The 20,274-nt window shown below is 49.8% G+C and carries 22 protein-coding genes and 1 other RNA gene; 10 read left to right on the forward strand and 13 right to left on the reverse strand.

All coding sequences use genetic code 11. From position 1 onward, the window contains the following. Positions 1–7 precede the first annotated feature (7 nt). Positions 8–586, reverse strand: a complete 579-nt coding sequence (locus tag ACW73I_RS01840) for an HMA2 domain-containing protein (protein WP_458027503.1) — start codon at positions 584–586, stop codon at positions 8–10. A gap of 286 nt (positions 587–872) precedes the next feature. Here ACW73I_RS01840 and ACW73I_RS01845 point away from each other — a divergent pair, with 286 nt between their 5' ends. After that, on the forward strand, positions 873–1,256 hold the full coding sequence (locus tag ACW73I_RS01845; RefSeq protein WP_458027504.1) for a DUF6763 family protein: 384 nt from the start codon (positions 873–875) through the stop codon (positions 1,254–1,256). A gap of 235 nt (positions 1,257–1,491) precedes the next feature. On the opposite strand, the gene ACW73I_RS01850 is transcribed toward ACW73I_RS01845, so the two are convergent. From ACW73I_RS01850 to rpmH, 6 genes are all read right to left on the reverse strand, one after another. Continuing rightward, positions 1,492–3,429 carry a PKD domain-containing protein gene (locus ACW73I_RS01850; protein WP_458027505.1) on the reverse strand — a complete coding sequence of 646 codons (1,938 nt, stop codon included), beginning with the start codon at positions 3,427–3,429 and terminating at the stop codon, positions 1,492–1,494. 622 nt (positions 3,430–4,051) lie between these two features. Next, entirely contained in the window at positions 4,052–5,389 is a 1,338-nt protein-coding gene (mnmE, locus tag ACW73I_RS01855; protein WP_458027506.1) for a tRNA uridine-5-carboxymethylaminomethyl(34) synthesis GTPase MnmE, read from the reverse strand. Between the two features lie 6 nt (positions 5,390–5,395). Continuing rightward, entirely contained in the window at positions 5,396–7,096 is a 1,701-nt protein-coding gene (gene yidC, locus ACW73I_RS01860) for a membrane protein insertase YidC (protein ID WP_458027507.1), read from the reverse strand. Positions 7,097–7,098: 2 nt separating this feature from the next. Beyond that, positions 7,099–7,323: a membrane protein insertion efficiency factor YidD gene (gene yidD / locus ACW73I_RS01865; protein WP_458027508.1), complete on the reverse strand. Its 225-nt coding sequence runs from the start codon at positions 7,321–7,323 to the stop codon at positions 7,099–7,101. Further along, entirely contained in the window at positions 7,305–7,673 is a 369-nt protein-coding gene (gene rnpA / locus ACW73I_RS01870) for a ribonuclease P protein component (protein ID WP_458027509.1), read from the reverse strand. Before rnpA ends, yidD begins: the two co-directional genes overlap by 19 nt. Then, positions 7,674–7,808 carry a 50S ribosomal protein L34 gene (rpmH, locus tag ACW73I_RS01875; protein ID WP_458027510.1) on the reverse strand — a complete coding sequence of 45 codons (135 nt, stop codon included), beginning with the start codon at positions 7,806–7,808 and terminating at the stop codon, positions 7,674–7,676. 193 nt (positions 7,809–8,001) lie between these two features. On the opposite strand from rpmH, the gene ACW73I_RS01880 reads away from it, so the two are divergent. Continuing rightward, a complete protein-coding gene (locus ACW73I_RS01880) occupies positions 8,002–8,163 on the forward strand; it encodes a hypothetical protein (protein WP_458027511.1) in 162 nt (53 codons plus the stop codon). Between the two features lie 226 nt (positions 8,164–8,389). On the opposite strand, the gene ACW73I_RS01885 is transcribed toward ACW73I_RS01880, so the two are convergent. From ACW73I_RS01885 to ACW73I_RS01895, 3 genes are read right to left on the reverse strand one after another with little or no spacing between them, the layout of a single operon-like run. Further along, positions 8,390–8,977 carry a phosphoheptose isomerase gene (locus tag ACW73I_RS01885; protein WP_458027512.1) on the reverse strand — a complete coding sequence of 196 codons (588 nt, stop codon included), beginning with the start codon at positions 8,975–8,977 and terminating at the stop codon, positions 8,390–8,392. Positions 8,978–8,984: 7 nt separating this feature from the next. Continuing rightward, complete coding sequence (locus ACW73I_RS01890) at positions 8,985–9,350, reverse strand: YraN family protein (RefSeq protein ID WP_458027513.1); 366 nt, start codon at positions 9,348–9,350, stop codon at positions 8,985–8,987. Between the two features lie 2 nt (positions 9,351–9,352). Next, entirely contained in the window at positions 9,353–11,050 is a 1,698-nt protein-coding gene (locus ACW73I_RS01895; RefSeq protein ID WP_458027514.1) for a penicillin-binding protein activator, read from the reverse strand. Positions 11,051–11,169: 119 nt separating this feature from the next. Between ACW73I_RS01895 and rsmI the strand changes: the two genes are divergently transcribed. The 7 genes from rsmI to rimK all read left to right on the forward strand — a co-directional run bounded on the left by rsmI (position 11,170) and on the right by rimK (position 15,905). Next, on the forward strand, positions 11,170–12,012 hold the full coding sequence (gene rsmI, locus ACW73I_RS01900; protein ID WP_458027515.1) for a 16S rRNA (cytidine(1402)-2'-O)-methyltransferase: 843 nt from the start codon (positions 11,170–11,172) through the stop codon (positions 12,010–12,012). 258 nt (positions 12,013–12,270) lie between these two features. Further along, positions 12,271–12,732 carry a CBS domain-containing protein gene (locus tag ACW73I_RS01905; RefSeq protein WP_458027516.1) on the forward strand — a complete coding sequence of 154 codons (462 nt, stop codon included), beginning with the start codon at positions 12,271–12,273 and terminating at the stop codon, positions 12,730–12,732. 58 nt (positions 12,733–12,790) lie between these two features. Beyond that, positions 12,791–13,139: RNase P RNA component class A (rnpB, locus tag ACW73I_RS01910), an RNA gene on the forward strand. A 26-nt stretch (positions 13,140–13,165) separates the two neighbouring features. Then, a complete protein-coding gene (locus ACW73I_RS01915; RefSeq protein ID WP_458027517.1) occupies positions 13,166–13,789 on the forward strand; it encodes a methylthioribulose 1-phosphate dehydratase in 624 nt (207 codons plus the stop codon). Further along, entirely contained in the window at positions 13,786–14,343 is a 558-nt protein-coding gene (locus ACW73I_RS01920) for a 1,2-dihydroxy-3-keto-5-methylthiopentene dioxygenase (protein ID WP_458027518.1), read from the forward strand. Before ACW73I_RS01915 ends, ACW73I_RS01920 begins: the two co-directional genes overlap by 4 nt. After that, complete coding sequence (gene mtnC / locus ACW73I_RS01925; protein ID WP_458027519.1) at positions 14,340–15,014, forward strand: acireductone synthase; 675 nt, start codon at positions 14,340–14,342, stop codon at positions 15,012–15,014. Before ACW73I_RS01920 ends, mtnC begins: the two co-directional genes overlap by 4 nt. A 15-nt stretch (positions 15,015–15,029) precedes the next feature. Then, positions 15,030–15,905, forward strand: a complete 876-nt coding sequence (rimK, locus tag ACW73I_RS01930) for a 30S ribosomal protein S6--L-glutamate ligase (RefSeq protein ID WP_458027520.1) — start codon at positions 15,030–15,032, stop codon at positions 15,903–15,905. 55 nt (positions 15,906–15,960) lie between these two features. Here the strand turns inward: rimK and ACW73I_RS01935 are convergent, their stop codons facing one another. From ACW73I_RS01935 to ACW73I_RS01945, 3 genes are read right to left on the reverse strand one after another with little or no spacing between them, the layout of a single operon-like run. Then, on the reverse strand, positions 15,961–16,371 hold the full coding sequence (locus tag ACW73I_RS01935; protein ID WP_458027521.1) for an ExbD/TolR family protein: 411 nt from the start codon (positions 16,369–16,371) through the stop codon (positions 15,961–15,963). A 9-nt stretch (positions 16,372–16,380) separates the two neighbouring features. Continuing rightward, positions 16,381–17,046 carry a MotA/TolQ/ExbB proton channel family protein gene (locus ACW73I_RS01940; protein WP_458027522.1) on the reverse strand — a complete coding sequence of 222 codons (666 nt, stop codon included), beginning with the start codon at positions 17,044–17,046 and terminating at the stop codon, positions 16,381–16,383. 15 nt (positions 17,047–17,061) lie between these two features. Then, positions 17,062–17,799 (reverse strand): energy transducer TonB, encoded by a 738-nt coding sequence (locus ACW73I_RS01945; protein WP_458027523.1) that lies wholly within the window; start codon positions 17,797–17,799, stop codon positions 17,062–17,064. A gap of 255 nt (positions 17,800–18,054) precedes the next feature. Here ACW73I_RS01945 and ACW73I_RS01950 point away from each other — a divergent pair, with 255 nt between their 5' ends. Continuing rightward, on the forward strand, positions 18,055–19,941 hold the full coding sequence (locus tag ACW73I_RS01950; protein ID WP_458027524.1) for a potassium transporter Kup: 1,887 nt from the start codon (positions 18,055–18,057) through the stop codon (positions 19,939–19,941). Positions 19,942–20,274 lie beyond the last annotated feature (333 nt).

Here is a 20,274-nt window from a genome sequence, read left to right on the forward strand (position 1 = left end):
GATAAAATTAGACCTCTTCGTTCTGCGGATATTCCGATGATGCGGGGATGTTATGACCGGAATGCATTTTGACGAAGATATCGAAGGCCAGCCATAAAAACAACCAGCCCGGGACTTTTTCAACCATTAACCCGCTTTTACCGATCGACCAGATACCGGCAGTTAGAAAGGTCAAAGGAATAACATGTTTGAGGTTAACGGGTAGTCCGGTGGTTTGTTTAATACGCGCGTTCAGATCGTCGATAGCGGCTATAAATTCGGGAGTTTGGCCGTAGGCATTGTCCGGACCGCTATCTAAATCGACGCTTGGTAAATGGCCAACGGATTCCACCACGATATCCAAGTCCTCCAAGAAACCGAGTATGCCGGCCATGGAATGCCGATCTTTGTCATAATGGACGACGACGCTTCCGCACTTTTGATTGAGGCGTACATTCTGTATTCCTTCCAGAGACGTTAAGCGATGGTATAGCGATTCCATTGCCTCCGGACTTCTGTTGTTCGGATGAAGTTTAAGACGGACCCTGCCGTGGATATGGCTGGCTACCTTTGCATTAGCGGTATTCGAATAGATTTTGTCGTCCATAGTCTTTCACCAACGATTCGCGAATTGTAATTATCAAAAGTTGTTAACAATTACTCAAACAAAGTAGAAAATGACTGTATCACAGTATAAAAGCGTCGGGATTTTTCTTGCCATGTGGCGCCGGTATTTTTTCGACTGTCAATAGTTGTTAACATGTCCGCCGGCCACTTTAATGACAGACGTTTGATTGCGAGGCTGTCGCCGACTTCGCGCAAACAGGGTTTATCCGGATTGCGCATCTGCCGCTTAGGCGAGACACGCTCTTCCGAATCAAAAGGAGAACACCATGAGAAACGAAGCCGACCCCATCATAGGTAATTGGTATCAACACCTGGATAAGGGCCAAGCGTTTCAAGTCGTCGCTGTGGACGAAGACGCCGGCACGGTCGAGTTACAGCACTTTGACGGCGACGTGGAAGAGATCGAGCTTGATATTTGGTACGGACTCCCGATCGATCCGATCGAAGAACCGGAGAACTGGAGCGGCGCGTTCGATGTTAGTGATATGGACGATCTAACCGGCACCGAAGCCACCGACACCGCCGTTACCGATTGGACCGAACCATTGGAAGAGATAGTCAAACCCGAGGATAGTCCTTCAGATGTGTGGGCGGAAAAAGGCGACGGCTGGGATGAAGCTTATCCGGGGGAAGAGCCCGAGGAGAATTAAGATCAACCCTGCCTCAGGACACGCTAAACCGAAACGCTCGCTCCAACCCTGTAACATTAGGCAAGTTAAGCCGGATCCGTTTCTACATTTCCAACAGCGCTTCAATCAGTTGTGTGAGTAAGCTTACTCAATGATTGCCAAAGTCTTTTAATTTTATGACGGTGTCATGCGGGTAGCGGAAAACATAAAAAAGCGGGAGTAAATGCAAAGGCTCCCGCTTTTGTCAGGCTTACTACTACCAAACGATAGTGAACACCGATTTAACGTTTTTAGTAGGATCATAGGTATAGCCCGGTAACGCGATATTGCTAAGCGTGTACGTACCAGAACCACCTTTAGCCGTTGTTTTTGTAGTGGCTGATTGCGCGACAATTCCGTATTTATTGGTTTTGCTGCTCACTGTGCCGTTAAATGCACCAGACCACGTTCCCGTTACCACCGCATTGGGAATTGCTTTTCCGTTAGCATCAACAACTTTAATCGTCATGGTTGCGCTCACGGATGTGCGTCTTTTAACTACTCTGATGCTCGCAGAGCCTGCACTCAAAGTTGCCTTGGTCGGAGGCGCCGTTACGACGATTTGAACGGTTTGAGAACCGCTTAGCATGTATTCATTGGTGACAGTCAATTTGGCCGTATAGGTACCGACTGTGGTGTAAGTATGAACCGGGTTTGACTCTGCCGATGAACTGCCATCACCAAACACCCATTGATAAGCAACTATGTTACCGTTTCCGACCGAATTGTTTGCCGAGAAGTTAACCGTCAACGCGGCCGGACCTGAGGTGGTAGAAGCCGTCAATACGGCGACAGGCGCCAATGCATCGGTGTCGCTGGTTGTTTCATAGGATCCGGTAATTTGATATTGCCCGAGACTTCCGTAGTTCGAATAACCGTAATCCGAACCTGAAGCAGCCCTGCCAGAATTACTTATTGCTAGGAAATATGTGCCGGCCGGTAGGGCTTGATTAATTGCGGCTGATAAAGAAGTTGAAGGAGCACTTGATGCGATAACGGCTCCGGCACTGTTGTACAGCGTTAATTTTGCGTCCAGATTGGGGCCGGTCGCTACGGGAGAGGCGGTTAAATTGACCGTTCCGCCTGCACTATCGAACATAAACATGTCGACATCGGACGATGTTTCTATGACGCCAAAGGTTTGAACGGTTGCAGTGCCGCCGCTACCAATATTGGTTAATGAACTTGCAGTCGTCATGGTGTTGCCGACATCGTCCGTTTTGGCAGCGATGCCGTTAGATGCCATGACGGCAATATCATCTTGTTTGTTATTGGCATTAGGGTATTCGCCTTTGCTCCATTGCGTGACATTGGCGTAATAACCGGCCCCCATAATGGGCGCCCAACTGGTGACGCCTGTGCCATGGCCTGTGTAATAGGCACTGCTTGTGTTTCCATCATGAAACAAGCCTAAGGTATGCCCCGCTTCGTGCGAAATGGCTTCAGCGATATATTTTTCGTTATTGGCTAGCGATTGTTGAAATACCCAAGCCGGTTGATAGTAGGTGTTATTGACCATGGAAACGACACCGACATAGGCGACGCCACCGCAACCGCAGTTAAAGAGGTCTGATTTAGCAATGACGACTTGGGTACCGTAGGCGGCGTCGGCCACGCTGCTTCTGATTAACGCAGCCTGTGTCGGCGGTTCCGTGGTCACATCTACGTCAAACGCCGAGTAATCTTCAGCGACTCTATTCCAAATACTGATGATATTGCGGCGCTCATTGTCATCATAATTGGATGGGTTGCCGTTTAAATCATAAGGAGCGGAAGAAATCGTGCCGGAAGACCAAGCGGTTCCTGATCCCGTGTAGCCGACAAAATTGAGATAAATGGTTTTAGATGCTCCGGGATTGCTATGCAGCTTGAAAGCATCGGCTAATTGCGCCGTTGTCGCGATCGGGATGCTTGCATTGCTTGCGGTCGCTCCAGAAGCTGAATCAGACTCTACGGTGGCTTCTTGCCGGCCGCCTTGATCCCTGACATCGACATCGATGTAAAAAAGTTGACGATTGCTGTCGATGCGGACAGTCGCGTCATTCAACAATAAATCTTTAAGTTTTTCCGGGGTTAACCCATAGTTAGCGGCAACTTTAGGTAAATCGGCCCCGATATAATCAATGGCATCCTGGCCTTGATAATTTTTCGGCAATTCAATCGAATCTGTTTTTGTTTGATTATTAGCGCTTGATGGACCAGCCGCCAGTAATTGCGGCGAAGAGCCATCGCCATTAGCGCCGGTATCGATAATTTGTTTGATTTTACCGGCTTGGTCGACTCTAACCACATAGTTTCTGCCTTGCATTGCTGACGAAACCCTATCTTGATTTTGATCGAAACCTATTCCTATTAGATCCGAAGTAGCAGCCGCTAAGGCCGTTGCGGGAAATATGCTTTCTAACACGACCAGGATGATTCCAATGGCTGCGGACTTTATTTGGATATATCGTTTCATATCGGCCTCCTTTTGAATTAACTTTGGCAAGGTACACCAACCGATCCAACCCTGCCAAAGGGAACATTATTGCTATCGCAGTTTGTTAAGTGTTTATATCAAAAAAGAGATTAATTTATGTGACGCATCTGCTACTTTTAAGCGATTGCTTGCAAACACCGGAATCGGTCGGCTTGTTAAACAACCGAAAACAAAAACTCGCTTGTAGCTCGCCTGGGTGCAGGGCGCTCGACTCAGCCGGTACTTATACGTGGGCTCCGGCCTTAACTCATCATCCGCATGTGCATGGCATCGTTGCCGGCGGTGGCTTGAAATGGTTTTATTTGCCTATGCAAAAGCTACCGAAGATCTCGCCCAACAGGTCGTCGGAACTAAATTCGCCGGTTATTTCGGACAAGCGGGTTTGGGCTTGCCTTAGGTCCTCGGCAACCAATTCGGACGCTTGATGGTTTAATTGCTCGGCTGCGTTTTCGACGGATTCTTGGGCGGCGTTCAAGGCCAGCAGGTGGCGGCGGCGGGCGATGAAGACATTAGCGATTGTTTCACCAAAACCGACGCTGTTTTTTAGGTGTTGTTTTAATAAGTCCAGGCCTTCACCGGTTTTCGCCGACAAATAAATATCGGTTCCTTGGTCATATTCGGCGATGTGCGGCGGCTGGCCGGTCAGATCGATTTTGTTAAAGATGCGGGTGACGTCGACGCCGACAGGAAGTTCTTTCAGTAATTCGCCGTTTTCGCGTTCGGTACTATCCATCAGTAACAACACTTTGTCTGCTTTTTCAATTTCAAGTTTGGCGCGGCGTATGCCTTCCAGTTCGACCACATTGTCGCTGTCGCGCAGGCCGGCGGTATCGATAATATGCAACGGCATGCCGTCGATTTGAATGCGTTCCCGCAATACGTCGCGGGTGGTACCGGCGATGTCGGTGACGATGGCGGCATCGTGGCCGGCCAGCGCGTTCAATAAACTGGATTTGCCGGCATTGGGTTTTCCCGCCAGCACTACGGTCATGCCGTCGTGCAATAATCGTCCTTGCTGGGCGGTGGCGTGTATTTGGCGTATTCTGTCCCGCAATTGCTCGATTCTGGTGGCAACCGTGCCGTCGCTGAGGAAATCGATTTCTTCGTCTACGAAGTCGATAGCCGCTTCGATGTAAACCCTCAGCTCGATCAACTCGTCGACGAGCTCGTTGATTTGTTCGGAAAACACGCCCTGCATGGATTGCTGAGCCGAACGCACGGCTTGCTCGGTGCCGCAGGTGATCAAGTCGGCGATGGCTTCGGCTTGGGCCAAATCGATCTTGTTGTTCAAGAACGCGCGTTGGCTGAATTCCCCGGGATTGGCCAATCGCGCGCCCAAATCCAGCACGCGACGAAGCAGCATGTCCAATACGACGCTGCCGCCGTGGCCGTGCAGTTCCAAGGTGTCTTCGCCGGTAAACGAGGTGGGAGCGGGAAAGTAGAGTGCTATGCCCGAATCGATGATACTCTCATTGCCGTCACGAAAATGGCAATACCGGGCGTAGCGGGGTTCGGGAAGTTTGCCGGTGATTTTACGGGATATATCGGCGGCGGCAGGCCCTGAAATGCGGATGATGCCGACACCGCCGTTGCCCGGCGGTGTGGCGATGGCGGCTACCGTGTCGCCGGAGTTCATAGGGTTTTAGTGGTGATGACGCTCGTCTTCAGCCAATACGTGTTTGGTGATATACCACTGCTGGATGATGGACAAGCTGTTGTTGCAAATCCAGTACAGCACCAAACCCGATGGGAAGAACAGGAAAAACACGGTGAAAACGATGGGGAACATTTTCATGACCTGCGCCTGCAGCGGGTCGACCGGCGCCGGGTTCAAGCCTTGTTGAATTTTCATCGTGATGCCGTAGATGATAGGCAACAGGTAGAACGGGTCTTGCGCGGATAAGTCTTGTATCCACAAGGCGAAGTCGGCTTGCCGTAGTTCGACGGTTTCGATCAGTACCCAATAAAGCGAGATGAACACCGGAATCTGCACCATGATGGGCAAGCAGCCGCCGAGCGGGTTGACCTTCTCCCGCTTGTACATGGCCATCATTTCGGTATTGAACTTCTGTCTGTCGTCGGCGTAGCGCTCTTGCAGTTCCTTCAGTTTAGGCTGAATCTTGCGCATTTTGGCCATGGACTGGAAGCTGGTTTTGGATAGCTTGAAGAACAGGGCTTTGATGAAGAAGGTTACACCCAAAATAGCCACACCCCAGTTACCAACGTAGCCATGAATTTCGTTTAACAGCCAGTAGATCGGCTTGGCGATAATGGTCAGCCAGCTATAGTCGACGGTCAATTCCAAACCAGGGACGATGGCCTCCATGACCGGTTGGATTTTGGGGCCAACGAACAGGCGTGTATTCAGCGCTTGTTCGCTACCGGCCGCAACGTTGATGTCTTGCGAATAGGTGCCGATGACGAAACGGTTATCGTTTAGAGCCTTGGTATAAAAATGGTTTTCTTGTTCCTGAGCAGGAATCCAGGCGCTGGCGAAATAATGCTGTATGAATCCGCTCCAGCCGCCTTGGGCGGCGACGTCGAGATTCTTGTCCAACATTTCGTCGAACTTGATTTTCTGAAACTTTTCTTTGTCGGTATAAAGCACGCCGCCGGAAAAGGTCCGAATGAAGGTATTATTGTTGCCGTCGCTATGTTGGACACGCATCAGCTGGTTGTATTGGCGGCCGGACCAGGCTTTGTCGCTGCGATTATTGACTTTATGTTCCACGTCAATCACATAGCTGCCGCGTTTGAAGGTAAACACTTTGGTAATGCTTAAGCCTTGGTTGTTGGTCCAGGTCAAAGGCACATTCAATTCGTCTTCGCCGTTTTGCAGTTCGAAAACGGTTTGATCGCTGTTGAACGCGGCGTGATGGTCTGGAGCGCTAGCCGAATTGCCGCTGGCAACTAGGCCACTTTGTGCAAGGAAAAGTTCTTCAGGGCTAGCGTCGAACAGGCGAACCGGCGATAAATCGCGTTCCGCGACGTCCATCCCGACCAATGCCCGTAATTTATTTACATAAGTGTTTTCTTTTTCGCGCGGATATTGCAGCAGGTCGAGATTGCGCAGCGTGCCGCCTTCGGGGTCAATTTCCAGCGCGAATACGTCGGTTCTGACTGTGATGATTTTATGTTTTGCTTCGATTTCCGTCGGTGCCTGTGTATCGCCTACGTTTTGATTTGTGGCGGGAGAAGACGCAATTTCGTTGCCGCCGGCAACCAAAGGTTTGTCCGAAACAATAGCTTGCGGTTTTGGACCATAGTCGATCTGCCATTGCTCCCATAGCATATAGGAGATCATCAGCAGTGCCATGACCAATACAAATCTTATGTTATCCATTGTTATTTACTCAATTTTTTTGGAACAGGATCGATGCCACCCTCGTGAAAAGGGTGACATTTCAATAATCGTCGAAGCGTGAGGTAGGAGCCTTTAATAGCACCGTGAAGCTGAATCGCCTCTATGCCATAACTTGAACAGCTGGGATAAAAACGGCATCTTGGCCCCAGCAAAGGACTTATTAAGTATTTGTAAATCTTGATCAGGGTTATGAGCAGGAATCGCATCGATCTACCAATTTATGCCAATGCCTTTCCAATGACTTCCTCAAAATATGCACGTCTGCGTTAGCCGCGTCGCCGCGGGCCAATACTACGATATCAATGTTGACAATCTGTGGACGTTTTAATCGAAAGCTTTCCCGTACAGTTCTTTTGATGCGATTCCTTGCGACTGCTTTTCTGATAGCTTTTTTAGCGATAGCCAATCCCAGCCGCGGGTGCGGCAGGCGATTGTTAGTCGCTAACACCGTAAAATACCTGTCAGTGGATCTTATCGGATTTGCAAAGACTTTTTTGTAATCGGCCGGCGTCCTGAGCCGAAACAGATCGGGGAAACTGAAGTCTTTGGCCGACAATTAGACAGTCAGTGAAGCGCGGCCTTTCGCTCTGCGCGCGTTGATCACTTTACGGCCGCCGGGAGTCGCCATTCTGGCACGGAAACCATGGGTTCTGACGCGTTTGATTTTGCTCGGTTGGTAGGTTCTTTTCATTAGAGATTACCTTATTAATAAAAACGGATAAAAAAGTCTGCGGATAATACGTGAGGGGGGGCTTAATGTCAATTTGGCTTAACACAAGCAAATTGATAGAAAAGGGCGTTACCCCCACAAACGCTTGCTTCAGTTTTTAGCTTAACATCAGAAACTTAAGCAGTGACTAAAAATATTCATCGGTTTTAGCGGCATGCCTATTAGCGATTGGTTGTGCGGCTACAACCGGTTAAACGCCAAAGTCGACACTTACAATAATCCCAAGGCATATTGGTTGGATCGCAATATGCCGGAGTACCAACAACCGACCGGCGGCAAGTTCCATGAAAGAAACGCCTACCGGCGGCATCGGTAGTGACGGTTAGCAGGGATTTCGGCCGGATGAGACCTATAAAAACGCGTACCTCAGCTCTAAGACAACGCGGTTTTAAGGTTTTGAATCAAGTTCGCGGGGAAATCGTTTAATTTCAGGCGATCTTTTCTTCAGTGGAGCGTCTGTGTTCTAAAATTGCCGGGCAATTTTAGAACTTGCTTAAGTCTGAACTCGCCCGCGCGGTGCGGTTTAGAGGCCTTGAGTGGCTTTAACCGCCAAACAACTGATGATCAATCAGGTCACACAGGCAATGCGAAATGAGTAAATGCACTTCCTGGATACGAGCCGTAGAGGTAGAGGGGACGCGAATCTCGATGTCCGCCTCGTTCAATACACTCGCTAGAACGCCTCCGTCCTTGCCGCTTAAGGCAATGACGGTCATATCCCGATCGTGAGCCACTTTAACCGCCTTGATGATATTGCCTGAATTTCCGCTGCTGGTATAGGCCAATAAAACATCTCCAGCTTGCCCCAGTGCGCGTATTTGTTTGGCAAAAATCTCGTCATAACTGTAATCGTTGGCGATCGATGTAATGGTCGACGTATCGGTACTTAGCGCAATCGCCGGCAAGGCCGGGCGTTCGCGCTCGAAGCGATTGAGCATTTCCGAGGAAAAGTGTTGGGCATCCCCTGCGGAGCCGCCATTGCCGCAGGTCAGTATTTTTTTGTCGTTCACCAAGGCCTCAACGATTTTTTGCGAGGCAAATTCGATCAGCTCGCACAAACTGGCCATTGAATCCTGTTTGGTTTGAATGCTGTCGGAAAAGTGGTTAATGATGCGGTCTTGTAAGCTCATAAAATCGTTAGGTTTGAAAAGCGTTTTTAATCCAATTGATGCGGTCGTCACCGGAAATAGCGACTACGTCGAAGCGAATTGCGGAATGGCTGAGTTTGTTGATTATGACATAGTGTTGCGTTGCGGCGATGATACGCACCTGTTTTTGCTTAGTGATACTGGCCAATGCGCCGCCGAATTGTTCGGATTTTCGATAACGGACTTCAACGATGACTAACACGCCGCCATCCCTCATGATCAAATCCAGTTCACCGGCCTTACACCGGAAATTGCTGCATTCCCAGCGCAAGCCTTGTTGTTGCAAATAACTTAGGGCTTTCCGCTCCGCGCTATCGCCTTTTAATAAATGAGAGGCCTTGGATTTACCGAACATTCCTACTCCGCGTAGCCGGTTGCTACCGGTACACCGCCCGTAAATTTCGCACAAACCAAATTACGCACGATCCGATTCTCGCCGTTTAATGTTAACCGTCCGGTCGCGCCATCGAACGGCTTTGTCGCCAATTGATCTAAATGCCCAAGCAAGTTGTAGGCATCGATGCCAAGTGCCACTAATCGAATCAGGGAGTCGGGAAGCCCTTGCCAACTCGTTTGTAATGCCGATTGACTTAAAGGCCCGCTGTAATAATCGTTAAACAGCCACGGCACATCGCAAAATGTGAATAACCCAAGCTCAGCATCCTGAACCGGCTTGGGCTGGCCGGAATAAATGGTCGGCATGGCATAAACGCTTAAGTCGATGCTTTGATGATATTTCAACTGCGGCGCCAGCTCTCTGGCCACTTCGTCATTCGCGCTCAGCAGCACCGCTTTAGGCGGTCCGCCGCTATAGGCGGATGAATCGACCAAGTTGGCAAAACTTTGCGCAACGTCGTGCGTTCTAGGGTCGTAACTTTGTACGCCGGCTAGAACGCCGCCGCGGCTTTGCCAGGACGAGGCTAAATAATTGCCGATGCGCTGCCCTTGGGCGGTGTTCGGTACCAATATCCAGGCACTTTGTTTACCGTCGCCCATGGCCTTGAACGCCAAAGCGTCGGCTTCGTCGATCGGACTTAAACCGAACTGATACAAGTTCGATTCGGTCAGATTTTCTATATGATTGAGCGCTAAAACCGGTACGCTTAAATCGCCATAGGATACCAAAGCCTGAATTTGCTCCTTGACCAGGGGACCGATGATGTACTGAGCGCCTTCGGATACGGCTTGTTGATATAAGCCACTGATATCGTCTTGCGCGCTATCGTAGAATTTTAAAGGTGGCCGCGGCTCGGCACCGGCCGCCAATCGGTAGGCAGCTTGCAAACCGGCTTTGACCGCATTTCCCGCCGGCGCATAGGGGCCGGATACCGGTAATAGTACCGCGACGAACTCCCGGCCTCCTTCGGCCGATTGCGCGTTATCGGCCATTACTCCCGTTTCAGGCGCTGTTAGGTAAGCCTGCAAAAAATCGGCATTAGCCGGATGCTTGGGATAATCGAGGCGCCATTGTTGAATTCGTTGATCGATATCTGTATCCGGCTGATTGCGTTGTTTAAGAATCTTGGCTAATGCGACCCAGCCGGCCAGCTCACCATCGATATCCGCTTGGGTATACAACGCGTCTTCGGGTAACGAGCCAAGCATATCGACGATGGCCGCAATATTGGCTTGCTGTTCGGCGGGTTGATCGAGTAGCTCGCCTAACTTGATTCTGGAGTTGACGCCTTGCAATACATTTCCGGTTAACCAATATGCAAACGCAAGCGACTGATAGTAAGCGATTTTGTCTGATTTCGACAACAGTGCCGGGCGAACCAGTCTGAAGCGCTGCAAAGCGTTTTCCGCATCGCCTCTGTTCAAGTCTATTTGGGCGGCCAGCAAATTGAACTCGTTGCGTTGTTCGGTCGATAGGCTGGCGAGACTAATCAAATCCAACTCGGTTTGAGCGGCGTCGGCGTCGCCGGACTTCAGCAAGGTGCCAGCGCGTAACAAATGCCGAGGTGCTTGATTATCGCTTAAGCCGTAACTTTTTATCGGAGCCGGCGCGGCCTGTTGAGTTTGGCCGGTTGCGCGATAACGAACATCATTTTTCAAGGGTTCGCTGCTGCAGGATGCTAATAGCGCTACGGCAAAAATCCAGCACATCCCTAAGCGGCGGGGCATAATGGAAAAATATATCGAATCGGACATCACATCGAAGAGCTTAAATGCATATGTTAGGGAAATTATACGTGGTTGCCACCCCAATAGGTAATTTAGCGGACTTTAGCTTTCGCGCGGTGGATATCCTAAAGCAGGTCGACCTGATTGCTGCGGAGGACACTCGTCACGTCAAACTACTGCTTCAACACTATGGTATTCATAAGCCGCTGGTTTCATTACATCAACATAACGAAGACAAAGTTTCGTCCGGCTTGGTTGAGAAAATACAAAACGGAGAATCGATTGCCTTGGTTTCGGACGCCGGTACGCCGTTGCTGAGCGATCCTGGGCTGCCCTTGGTTAAATTGGCCAGACAGCAAGGCATAGATGTTTCTCCGATTCCCGGCGCCTGCGCGCTGATAGCCGCCCTGTCGGTCTCCGGCTTGCCGGTCACACGTTTCACGTTCGAAGGGTTTTTACCCCGGACCTCATCCGTCCGAAAACGATTTTTTCAAGCAAAATTGCCGGATACCGCAACCTGGGCTTTTTACGAATCCAGCCACCGCATTCAGTCGGCGTTGGAAGACATGGCCGAGATTTTTCCGGCGAACCATGAAATTGTCATTGCCCGGGAAATCACCAAACTACATGAGACTATTGTCAAAGCGCCGTTGACCGAAGCCCTACAGAAAGTGCAAAGCGACGAAAACATGCGTAAAGGCGAGTTTGTCGTGATCGTTGCAGGAAGCAAAATCGAGCCCGAGGAAGAACTAAGCGATGAACATCTTAGGATTTTAGATTTGTTATTGAAGGAATGCTCGATGAAAACAGCCGTGTCCCTGGCAGCCGAAATCACCGGACAGCGCAAGAAGGAAATTTATCGGGCGGCACTGAGTTTGAGAAACAGACCATGACCAACTACGATCGGGTGATATCTCAAACACTGATTTCCGCGCCGAATTGAAGGCGGAAAAGATCGTGATCTCGGCGTCTGAAAATCTGCCGATTATGGCCACACCAATTTCCGACGACCGGACGGGTGAACTCAAGAATGTTTGATGACCGGTAAATTTAAACCGGTTTTGTTTTTTACCGATGTCAGGATCATTTGACCTTGTCAATTGGCGGCGATTTCCCTATTCTGTAGCGCTAATTTCTACCAGGAGTACACTATGCGCGTTGCCGAGTTAATGACCAGCAAAGTATTTACCGTTGAACCGAACGATTTGATCGATCGGGTGTTTTTTTTACTGCATTATGAAAAAATTCGCCATTTGCCGGTCGTAGAAAAAGGCAAGTTGGTAGGCATTGTGTCGGATCGTGATTTGTACAAGGCATTGGGTCCCAAAAGCAATTCCAATGCGGTTGAGGCGGGCAAGGATAATACCCAGTTGCACGTGGTTTCCCAAAGAGTAGCCCATATCATGCACCGAGGCGTTTTCACCATAGCTCCCGAAGCGATGCTGTCGGAAGCGGCCGCGTTGATGGCGGAGCACCGGATCGGCGCCTTGCCGGTCGTCGAAAACAATAAATTGGTGGGCATTCTGTCTTCCGTCGATATTTTAAGAGTTTTCGCCAAGATGGAAAGCGCGCGCGAAGAACGGGAAAGAAAAATCGCCGAAGGCCAAAACTAAAATCGATGTTTACCTATTTTCGGTCCATTTCTGCCGGGAGTTCTGTATAATCGCCGCCAGAGTTGGCCGAACAGCCGCCGCCCCTTTGTAAGGGGGGGAGGAAAGTCCGGGCTCCATAGGGCAGGGTGCCAGGTAATACCTGGGAGGCGTGAGCCTACGGAAAGTGCCGCAGAAAATATACCGCCTGATTCTACGGAATTCGGCAAGGGTGAAATGGTGCGGTAAGAGCGCACCGCGCGACTGGCAACAGGCGTGGCAGGGAAAACCCCACCCGGAGCAAGATCAAATAGAGGCGCGTACGCGCGGCCCGCGCGGCGCCTGGGTAGATTGCTTGAGCGTTCAGGTGACTGAATGCCTAGATGAATGGCTGTTCTCGACAGAACCCGGCTTACAGGCCAACTCGCATTCTTTTTGCAATTCGCAAAATTTCCCCATGACACATAAATCCGACGAATTTTATACGAGGGCCGATGAACTCATTGCCGCCGGCCGCTTTATCGATGGCAAAGGCTGGGTGCCGGCTACCAGCGGTAACTTCTCCGTCCGCCTCAGCGATGGCAACATCGCTATCACGGTTTCAGGACGCCATAAAGGCCGGCTTCAGCGCGAAGATATCATGTTGATCGACGCCGAAGGAAACTCGTTAGACGGCAAAAGACCGTCGGCCGAAACCCTGTTGCACACTTCTCTTTATCGGCGTTATCCGCCGGTTCGGGCGGTGTTGCACCCGCATTCAATCAATGCCACGCTGGTAGCGCGTTTGTTCAAAACAGAGATTGTGTTGGAAGATTACGAGTTGCTGAAGGCGCTGCCCGGTATCGATACCCATGAAACCCGTATTACGGTTCCGATATTCGCCAACGACCAAAATATTCCGCGTTTGGCTTTAGCCGTGGAAAACTATTTGGATCAGCATAAAGACATATATGCTTATATCATAGCCGGTCACGGCTTTTACACCTGGGGCGATTCCGTCTCATCCGCTCTGCGCCACCTAGAGGCGCTGGAATTTTTATTCGATTGTGAAATACGATTGAAAGGAGTAAAACAACCATGAGTGCATTAACGATTTACCCCGACAATCAACCCCAGCACGGCAGCACTAGCCAAGATTTCGACAACATTGCCGAACAGTTAAAAAGTATCGACGTACTGTTCGAACGTTGGGAACCAGGCAGCGAGTTCATTGCGGAAGGTCAGGTGCAAACCGTCACCGAGGCTTATCAAATGCATATCGATAGATTGAAGAAGCTGTTTGGTTTTCAATCGGTCGATGTCGTCAGTTTGTCGCCGAATCACCCTGACAAGGAAGCTTTAAGACAGAAATTTTTGTCCGAGCATACCCATAGCGATTTCGAAGTGCGTTTTTTCGTTGAAGGTAGCGGCCTGTTTTTTCTGCATGTAGCCGACAAGGTTTATGCGATCTTATGCGAACAAGGCGACTTGATCAGCGTGCCTTCTCACACCAAACATTGGTTTGACATGGGCGAAAGTCCGGAATTCAAATGCATACGCTTTTTCACCACCGAAGATGGCTGGATTGCCGAATATACCGGCGACCCGATAGCGGAGCAATTTCCGACTTTCGATCAATATTTGGCAAGCCTATGATCAAAGCCATCGTTACGGATATCGAAGGCACTACATCGTCTCTATCTTTTGTAAAGGATGTTCTGTTTCCTTACGCACGGGAGCGCTTGCCGGAATTTATCAGGCGGCACCGTGCCGACACGGAAATTAAGGCATTATTGGAGGATGCCCGTCGATTGGCCGGCACTGAATTGGACGACGATCAATTGACGGCGCAATTTATTGAGTGGATAGACCGCGATCAAAAGATTACGCCGCTCAAATCGTTGCAGGGTTTGATCTGGGAGACGGGTTATAAGCAAGGAGATTTTAAAGGCCATATCTACGAGGATGCCGCTCGCCAATTACAACACTGGAAGCGGGCGGGATATGCGCTTTATGTTTATTCGTCCGGATCGGTTTATGCGCAGAAACTATTGTTCGGCCATACCGATTACGGCGATTTGACGTCCTTGTTTTCGGGATATTTCGACACGCGCATAGGCGGTAAACGCGAAGAGGCTTCGTATCAGGCCATTGCCGCTGAAATTCGGCTGCCCGCCGAGCGGATTCTATTTCTGTCCGATGTGGTTGAGGAGTTAGACGCCGCGCGCACAGCGGGTTATAACACCTGTTGCTTGGTCAGGGATCAGGCCGTGAATCCTGCCGCTACCCATCGTCAAGTCAGCGATTTCTACGCCATCGCTTTTTAATTTAGTTGCGTTTTAATGAAAATCGCCATTCTTTCGCGCGACGCTACTCTGTATTCCAGCGTGCGCCTGCTAGAGGCAGCGGCTGCCCGCGGCCATCAAGCGCGGGTGCTTGATCCTACTCATTGCTACATGAACATCACGTCGCGGAAGCCGTCGATCCATTACCAAGGCGAAAATTTGTTGGGTTATGACGCGGTGATTCCCCGTATCGGTCCGTCGATTACTTTTTACGGTACCGCGGTATTGCGCCAATTTGAGGTGATGAACACCTTTTGTTTGAATAATTCCGCTGCCATCAGTCGCTCGCGGGACAAAATGGCTTCCAGCCAACTACTGGCGCGCAAAGGGATTGACTTGCCGATTACGGCCTTCGCACATAATCCCGACAATATCGAAGATCTAATTAGCGAAGTCGGCGGCGCGCCATTGGTGATTAAGCTGGTGGAAGGGTCCCAAGGCATCGGCGTAGTGCTGGCGGAAACGGACAACGCCGCACGTAGCGTCATTCAGGCGTTTATGGGCTTGAATGCCAATATCATGGCGCAGGAATTTATCAAGGAGGCCAAAGGTAGCGATATTCGTTGTTTTGTGATTGGAGACAAGGTCGTGGCGGCCATCAAGCGACAAAGCCCCGAGGGAGAGTTCCGTTCTAATTTGCATCGAGGCGGTAGCGCCAGTCTTGAACGGCTGACGCCGCTGGAGAGATCGACAGCGGCACGCGCCGCCAAAATAATGGGGCTTAACGTCTGCGGCGTCGACCTCTTGCGCTCCGAACGCGGACCGTTGGTGATGGAGGTCAATTCTTCGCCCGGTTTGGAAGGCATCGAAAAAGCGTCCGGTAAGGATATCGCCGGCTTAATGATTGAATATATCGAGAAGAATATCGCTTAGAAAATAAACGGCAAAACCGAGTATTTCGCCTGATCAGCGTCAATCACCACAGGATTCATTGCTCTACCGTCACAAATGCAAGCTTGGCAATGCCCGCATGCTGGGTGGCCGCCATGACTTCCGCCACCTTCCCGTAATTGACCGCTTCGTCTGCGTAAACATGCACCGTTAGGTCCGGATTGGCGGCTAATTCGTTTTGGAGGGTTGTTTCAAGTTCGGTCAAATCGGAGATAGGGTTTTTGTTCAGCGTGATATTGCCTTTAGCGTCTATTCCTAATTGCAGAGGCTGCTTCTCGGTGTCCGGCGTGGTAGACGCGGTCTTCGGTAGCGCCACATTCACCGATTGCGTCAATAACGGTGCGGTGACCAACAAAATGATCACCAGCACCAACATCACGTCGACCAAAGGCGTGACGTTAATGTCGCTGACCGCTTCGTCATCGTCTGCTTGCGTTTTAAATCCCATCTAGATCTCCTAGTACTGCGTAGAATTGTTGCCAAAAGCGATATGTAAAAAGCCGTCCACAAAATGTTCAAGCGACGCACGGTGATGTTTTGCTCGACGTAGAAAAAAGTTATAGGCCAAAACCGCCGGTACCGCCACGGCAATACCGACAGCCGTGGCTATCAACGCATCGCCGATGGGACCCGCAACCACATCCAAACTGGCCGAACCGGTCTTGCTGATATCTTTCAGTCCGTTCATGATGCCCATTACCGTACCGAACAAGCCGACAAAAGGAGCCGTGCTACCGATACTGGCCAGCATGGTTAGGCCGCTTTCCATGCGCTTTTGTTCCTCTTGCGTCTGTTTGCGCAGGGCTTGTTCCAATAAGTCCTGAGGCTCGCCGCGAAATCTAAGGCTGGATGAAGTAACCGGGTCTTTGTGTTCCGACAACCATGTGAAGCCGCAGACAGCGATGCGCGCTTTGGGTCCTCTGACTTTTTCCTTCGACATATTTTCGGCTTCCTTTAGATCCGGTGCGTCCCAAAATGCGGCACTATAACGTTTGTTATAGTAGTTGTTTTTGGCAAATTGCCAAATTTTGAAAAAAATTAAAGTCCAGGTAATCAGTGAAAACACGAGTAGCGTATACAAAGTGCCGTCAATTATGACAGCCGGTGAAACATGGAACGGCATTAAGGTCTCCTGATGTTAATTGCGCAAGGTAAAAACAATCGGCACGATCACCGAACTGGCCACGGGCGTATCTCCGCGTTTCGCCGGGATAAAACGCCATTTACTAACAGCTTCAATGGCTGATTCGTCAAGTATTTCATGGCCGCTGGATTGCTCTACGGTAACCGCTTCGCTCAAACCTTGTACGGATACCTTAACCCTTAATAAGACTTTGCCTTGCCATCCACGGCTTTTCGCAATCGCCGGGTAATGAGGTTTAGGGTTATGAGCGTAGTTAGCTCTGAAATTCGCTTCAGTAAAAGTTTGTGTGTTTTCGCTGGGTTTTGCCGCATTACGGCTAGACTCAGACGACGCATTAGCCGAGTTATTCGTCTGCTGCGGCTGCTCCACCGGTTCGAACGGTTTGAACGGAGCAAAATCCGGTATTTCCTGTACTACCGCGGGCGCCGGTTTTTTCTTGATCGGTTTCGGTTTGGCCTTAGCCTTCTTGATAGGAAGGGGTTTTTGTTCCGGCGGCGGGGGCGGCGGCGCAGGTTTAGGCGGTGCCTCCACGGATTTCGGTGCAGATATCGATATCATAGACACCTCCATTACCAACGGTACGGCCTCTGTGGTTTTCTCCACCGAGCGAATCAACCATGACAGCATCCAGACGTGCAAAAGAGCTACTAATATTGTTAGCAACACCAACATATCGCGAGGCCGCTCTTCGCCTAATAACGCGCTCCAAATTCGTTGCCCTATTGTTGTCATGCCCTCTACTGATTCATCTAAAGATTCGTATTTTTATGCCGCGAAGCATTTGCGCCGCCTCGAACAAAAAATTAAAAAACAGTCGTATGAAAAACTGCGTAAAAATCTTGCCATTGTAAAGGATAAATTGATTACCCGTCATACCGAATCCCAAACAAAGTATAAGATACCGACAAACGCCGAGGATTTGTTTAGCGTAAAAATCACACTGTGTGGCATAATTTCCACACTTGTCTCGTTTTACGCAGATACTCTATGTCCGCAAAACACCCAAGCCGCCCTAACGATACTTTAACCGCTTTGGCTTTTAGTGCCATTGGTGTTGTCTTCGCCGATATCGGTACCAGCCCGCTATACGCCGTCAAAGAAATTTTTCACGGCGGTTTACCTTATGACGCGTCACACATTTTAGGCGTGTTATCGCTGATTTTTTGGGCGTTGACACTGGTTGTCGCGACAAAATACGCCACTTTTATCATGCGTGCCGATAACAACGGCGAGGGTGGCATTATTGCATTGGCGGCGCTGGCCTTGAATGGCTCAAAGAATCACCCGGAGCGCAAAGCATTGGTCCTGACCTTAGGTTTACTGGGAGCGGCTCTTTTTTACGGCGACAGTATCATCACGCCGGCTATCTCAGTCCTAAGCGCATTGGAAGGCATAAAGGTTATCGCACCCCGAGCGGAAAGTTGGGTGATACCGCTCTCGGTGATCGTCCTAAGTGCATTATTCATCATGCAGACTAAAGGAACCAGGCAGGTAGGTAAATATTTCCCGGTGATTATGTGCGTCTGGTTCGCTACGCTTGCGATTCTCGGGTTGGTTAATATCTTTCATTACCCGGACGTCTTACGGGCGATTAATCCTCTTTATGCCGTTAATTTGTTATTCGAAATGGGATGGAAAGGTTTTGTCATCATGGGCGGCGTGGTGCTGGTCATAACAGGTGCGGAGATCTTGTATGCCGATATGGGAAATTTCGGCTTAAAACCGATTCGATTGGCCTGGTTCGCGTTTGTTTTTCCGGCTTTGGTGCTGAACTATTTCGGCCAGGGTGCCTTACTGATTTATAACCCCGATGCCTTATCCAATCCATTTTATTTGCTAATGCCTACCTGGCTGTGCTATCCGATGCTGATTCTGGCAACGCTAGCCACGGTAATCACCTCACAAGCCGTCATATCCGGTGCGTTCTCGGTCACTCGTCAAGCTATTCAACTAGGCTATTGCCCGCGCATGGATATTAGGCATACTTCCGATGCCGAAGCGAACCGGATCTACATTCCTTTGATCAATTGGTTATTGATGGCGTCGGTATTGATTTTGTTGTTAAGTTTCAGAACCTCGTCCGCATTGGCTTCCGCATATGGCATCGCTGTCAGCGGTACCATGATCGTCGATACCATTCTGGCATTCATCGTTATTAAAGCCCTATGGCAATGGGGCAGCGCAACCAGCACTATCTTCCTGTCGGTATTTTTATTTATCGATTTACTGTTCCTATTATCCAATAGCTTAAAAATTCCAACCGGCGGCTGGTTGCCGCTTGTGGTTGCTACCGTGCTTTTCCTAGTCATGACGACCTGGATAAGAGGCAAGGAAATGCTGGCAAAATATCTTGATGAAAAGAGGGTATTATTCGAGGAATTGCAAGAGCAATTGAAAGATAGGCCGCTTGCGATCGTACCGGGCACGGCTATTTATATGGCGCGCAGTTTACATGGGGTTCCTCAGGTTTTATTACACAATTTGGACCACAATCATGTGATGCATGAAAAAATTATTGTGCTGACCATCGTTACGAAGGAAGAACCTTATGTGGATGAAGCGCATAGAGTAAAGGTGCGTGCCTTTGGCGACGGGGGAAATTTTTTCCGGGTTAAACTCTATTTCGGCTTTCAAGAAGAACAAGATGTACGCCGCGCGCTACAGCTATGCCGTCACGAAGGCGTGGAAATCGATCAAAAAAACGTTTCGTTTTTCATCGGCAGCGAGCGCTTATCTTTTCGGCGCATGAACCCGATGCCGATCTGGCAGCGTTCTTTGTTTAGATTTTTGACTCATAATTCGGCCAGTGCCATCGCGTTTTTCAGGATTCCGGTTGAACGCGTCGTCGAATTAGGTATACGGGTTGAGCTATAGTTTAGCGATATCACTGATTCCGGCGCTTATGTTCTCTTGTTTGATATCCTCCCTGCCTGATTTCGCGGTATCCAGACTTATTTTGCACGTGAGCGGAATTCTTCGAAGGGCGGTAACCGGAGCCCTGTGATCGATGAGTCTGTTGGTTTCGCTGGCGATCGTCCTTTCTTGGCATGTTCGGATTCCACCGTTGCTTGTGATCGTGCTTTTTGGACGATTGCCAATCCTTGTGTTGGCTATAACGGCCACTATCCCAGTCGTAGCGACGCGGGTTGTGGGGAGACATATAATGTTGGTTGTAATAGATTATCGGACTTGGCTGATAATAGTAAG

The sequence above is a fragment of the Methylomonas sp. MgM2 genome, from assembly GCF_054172045.1.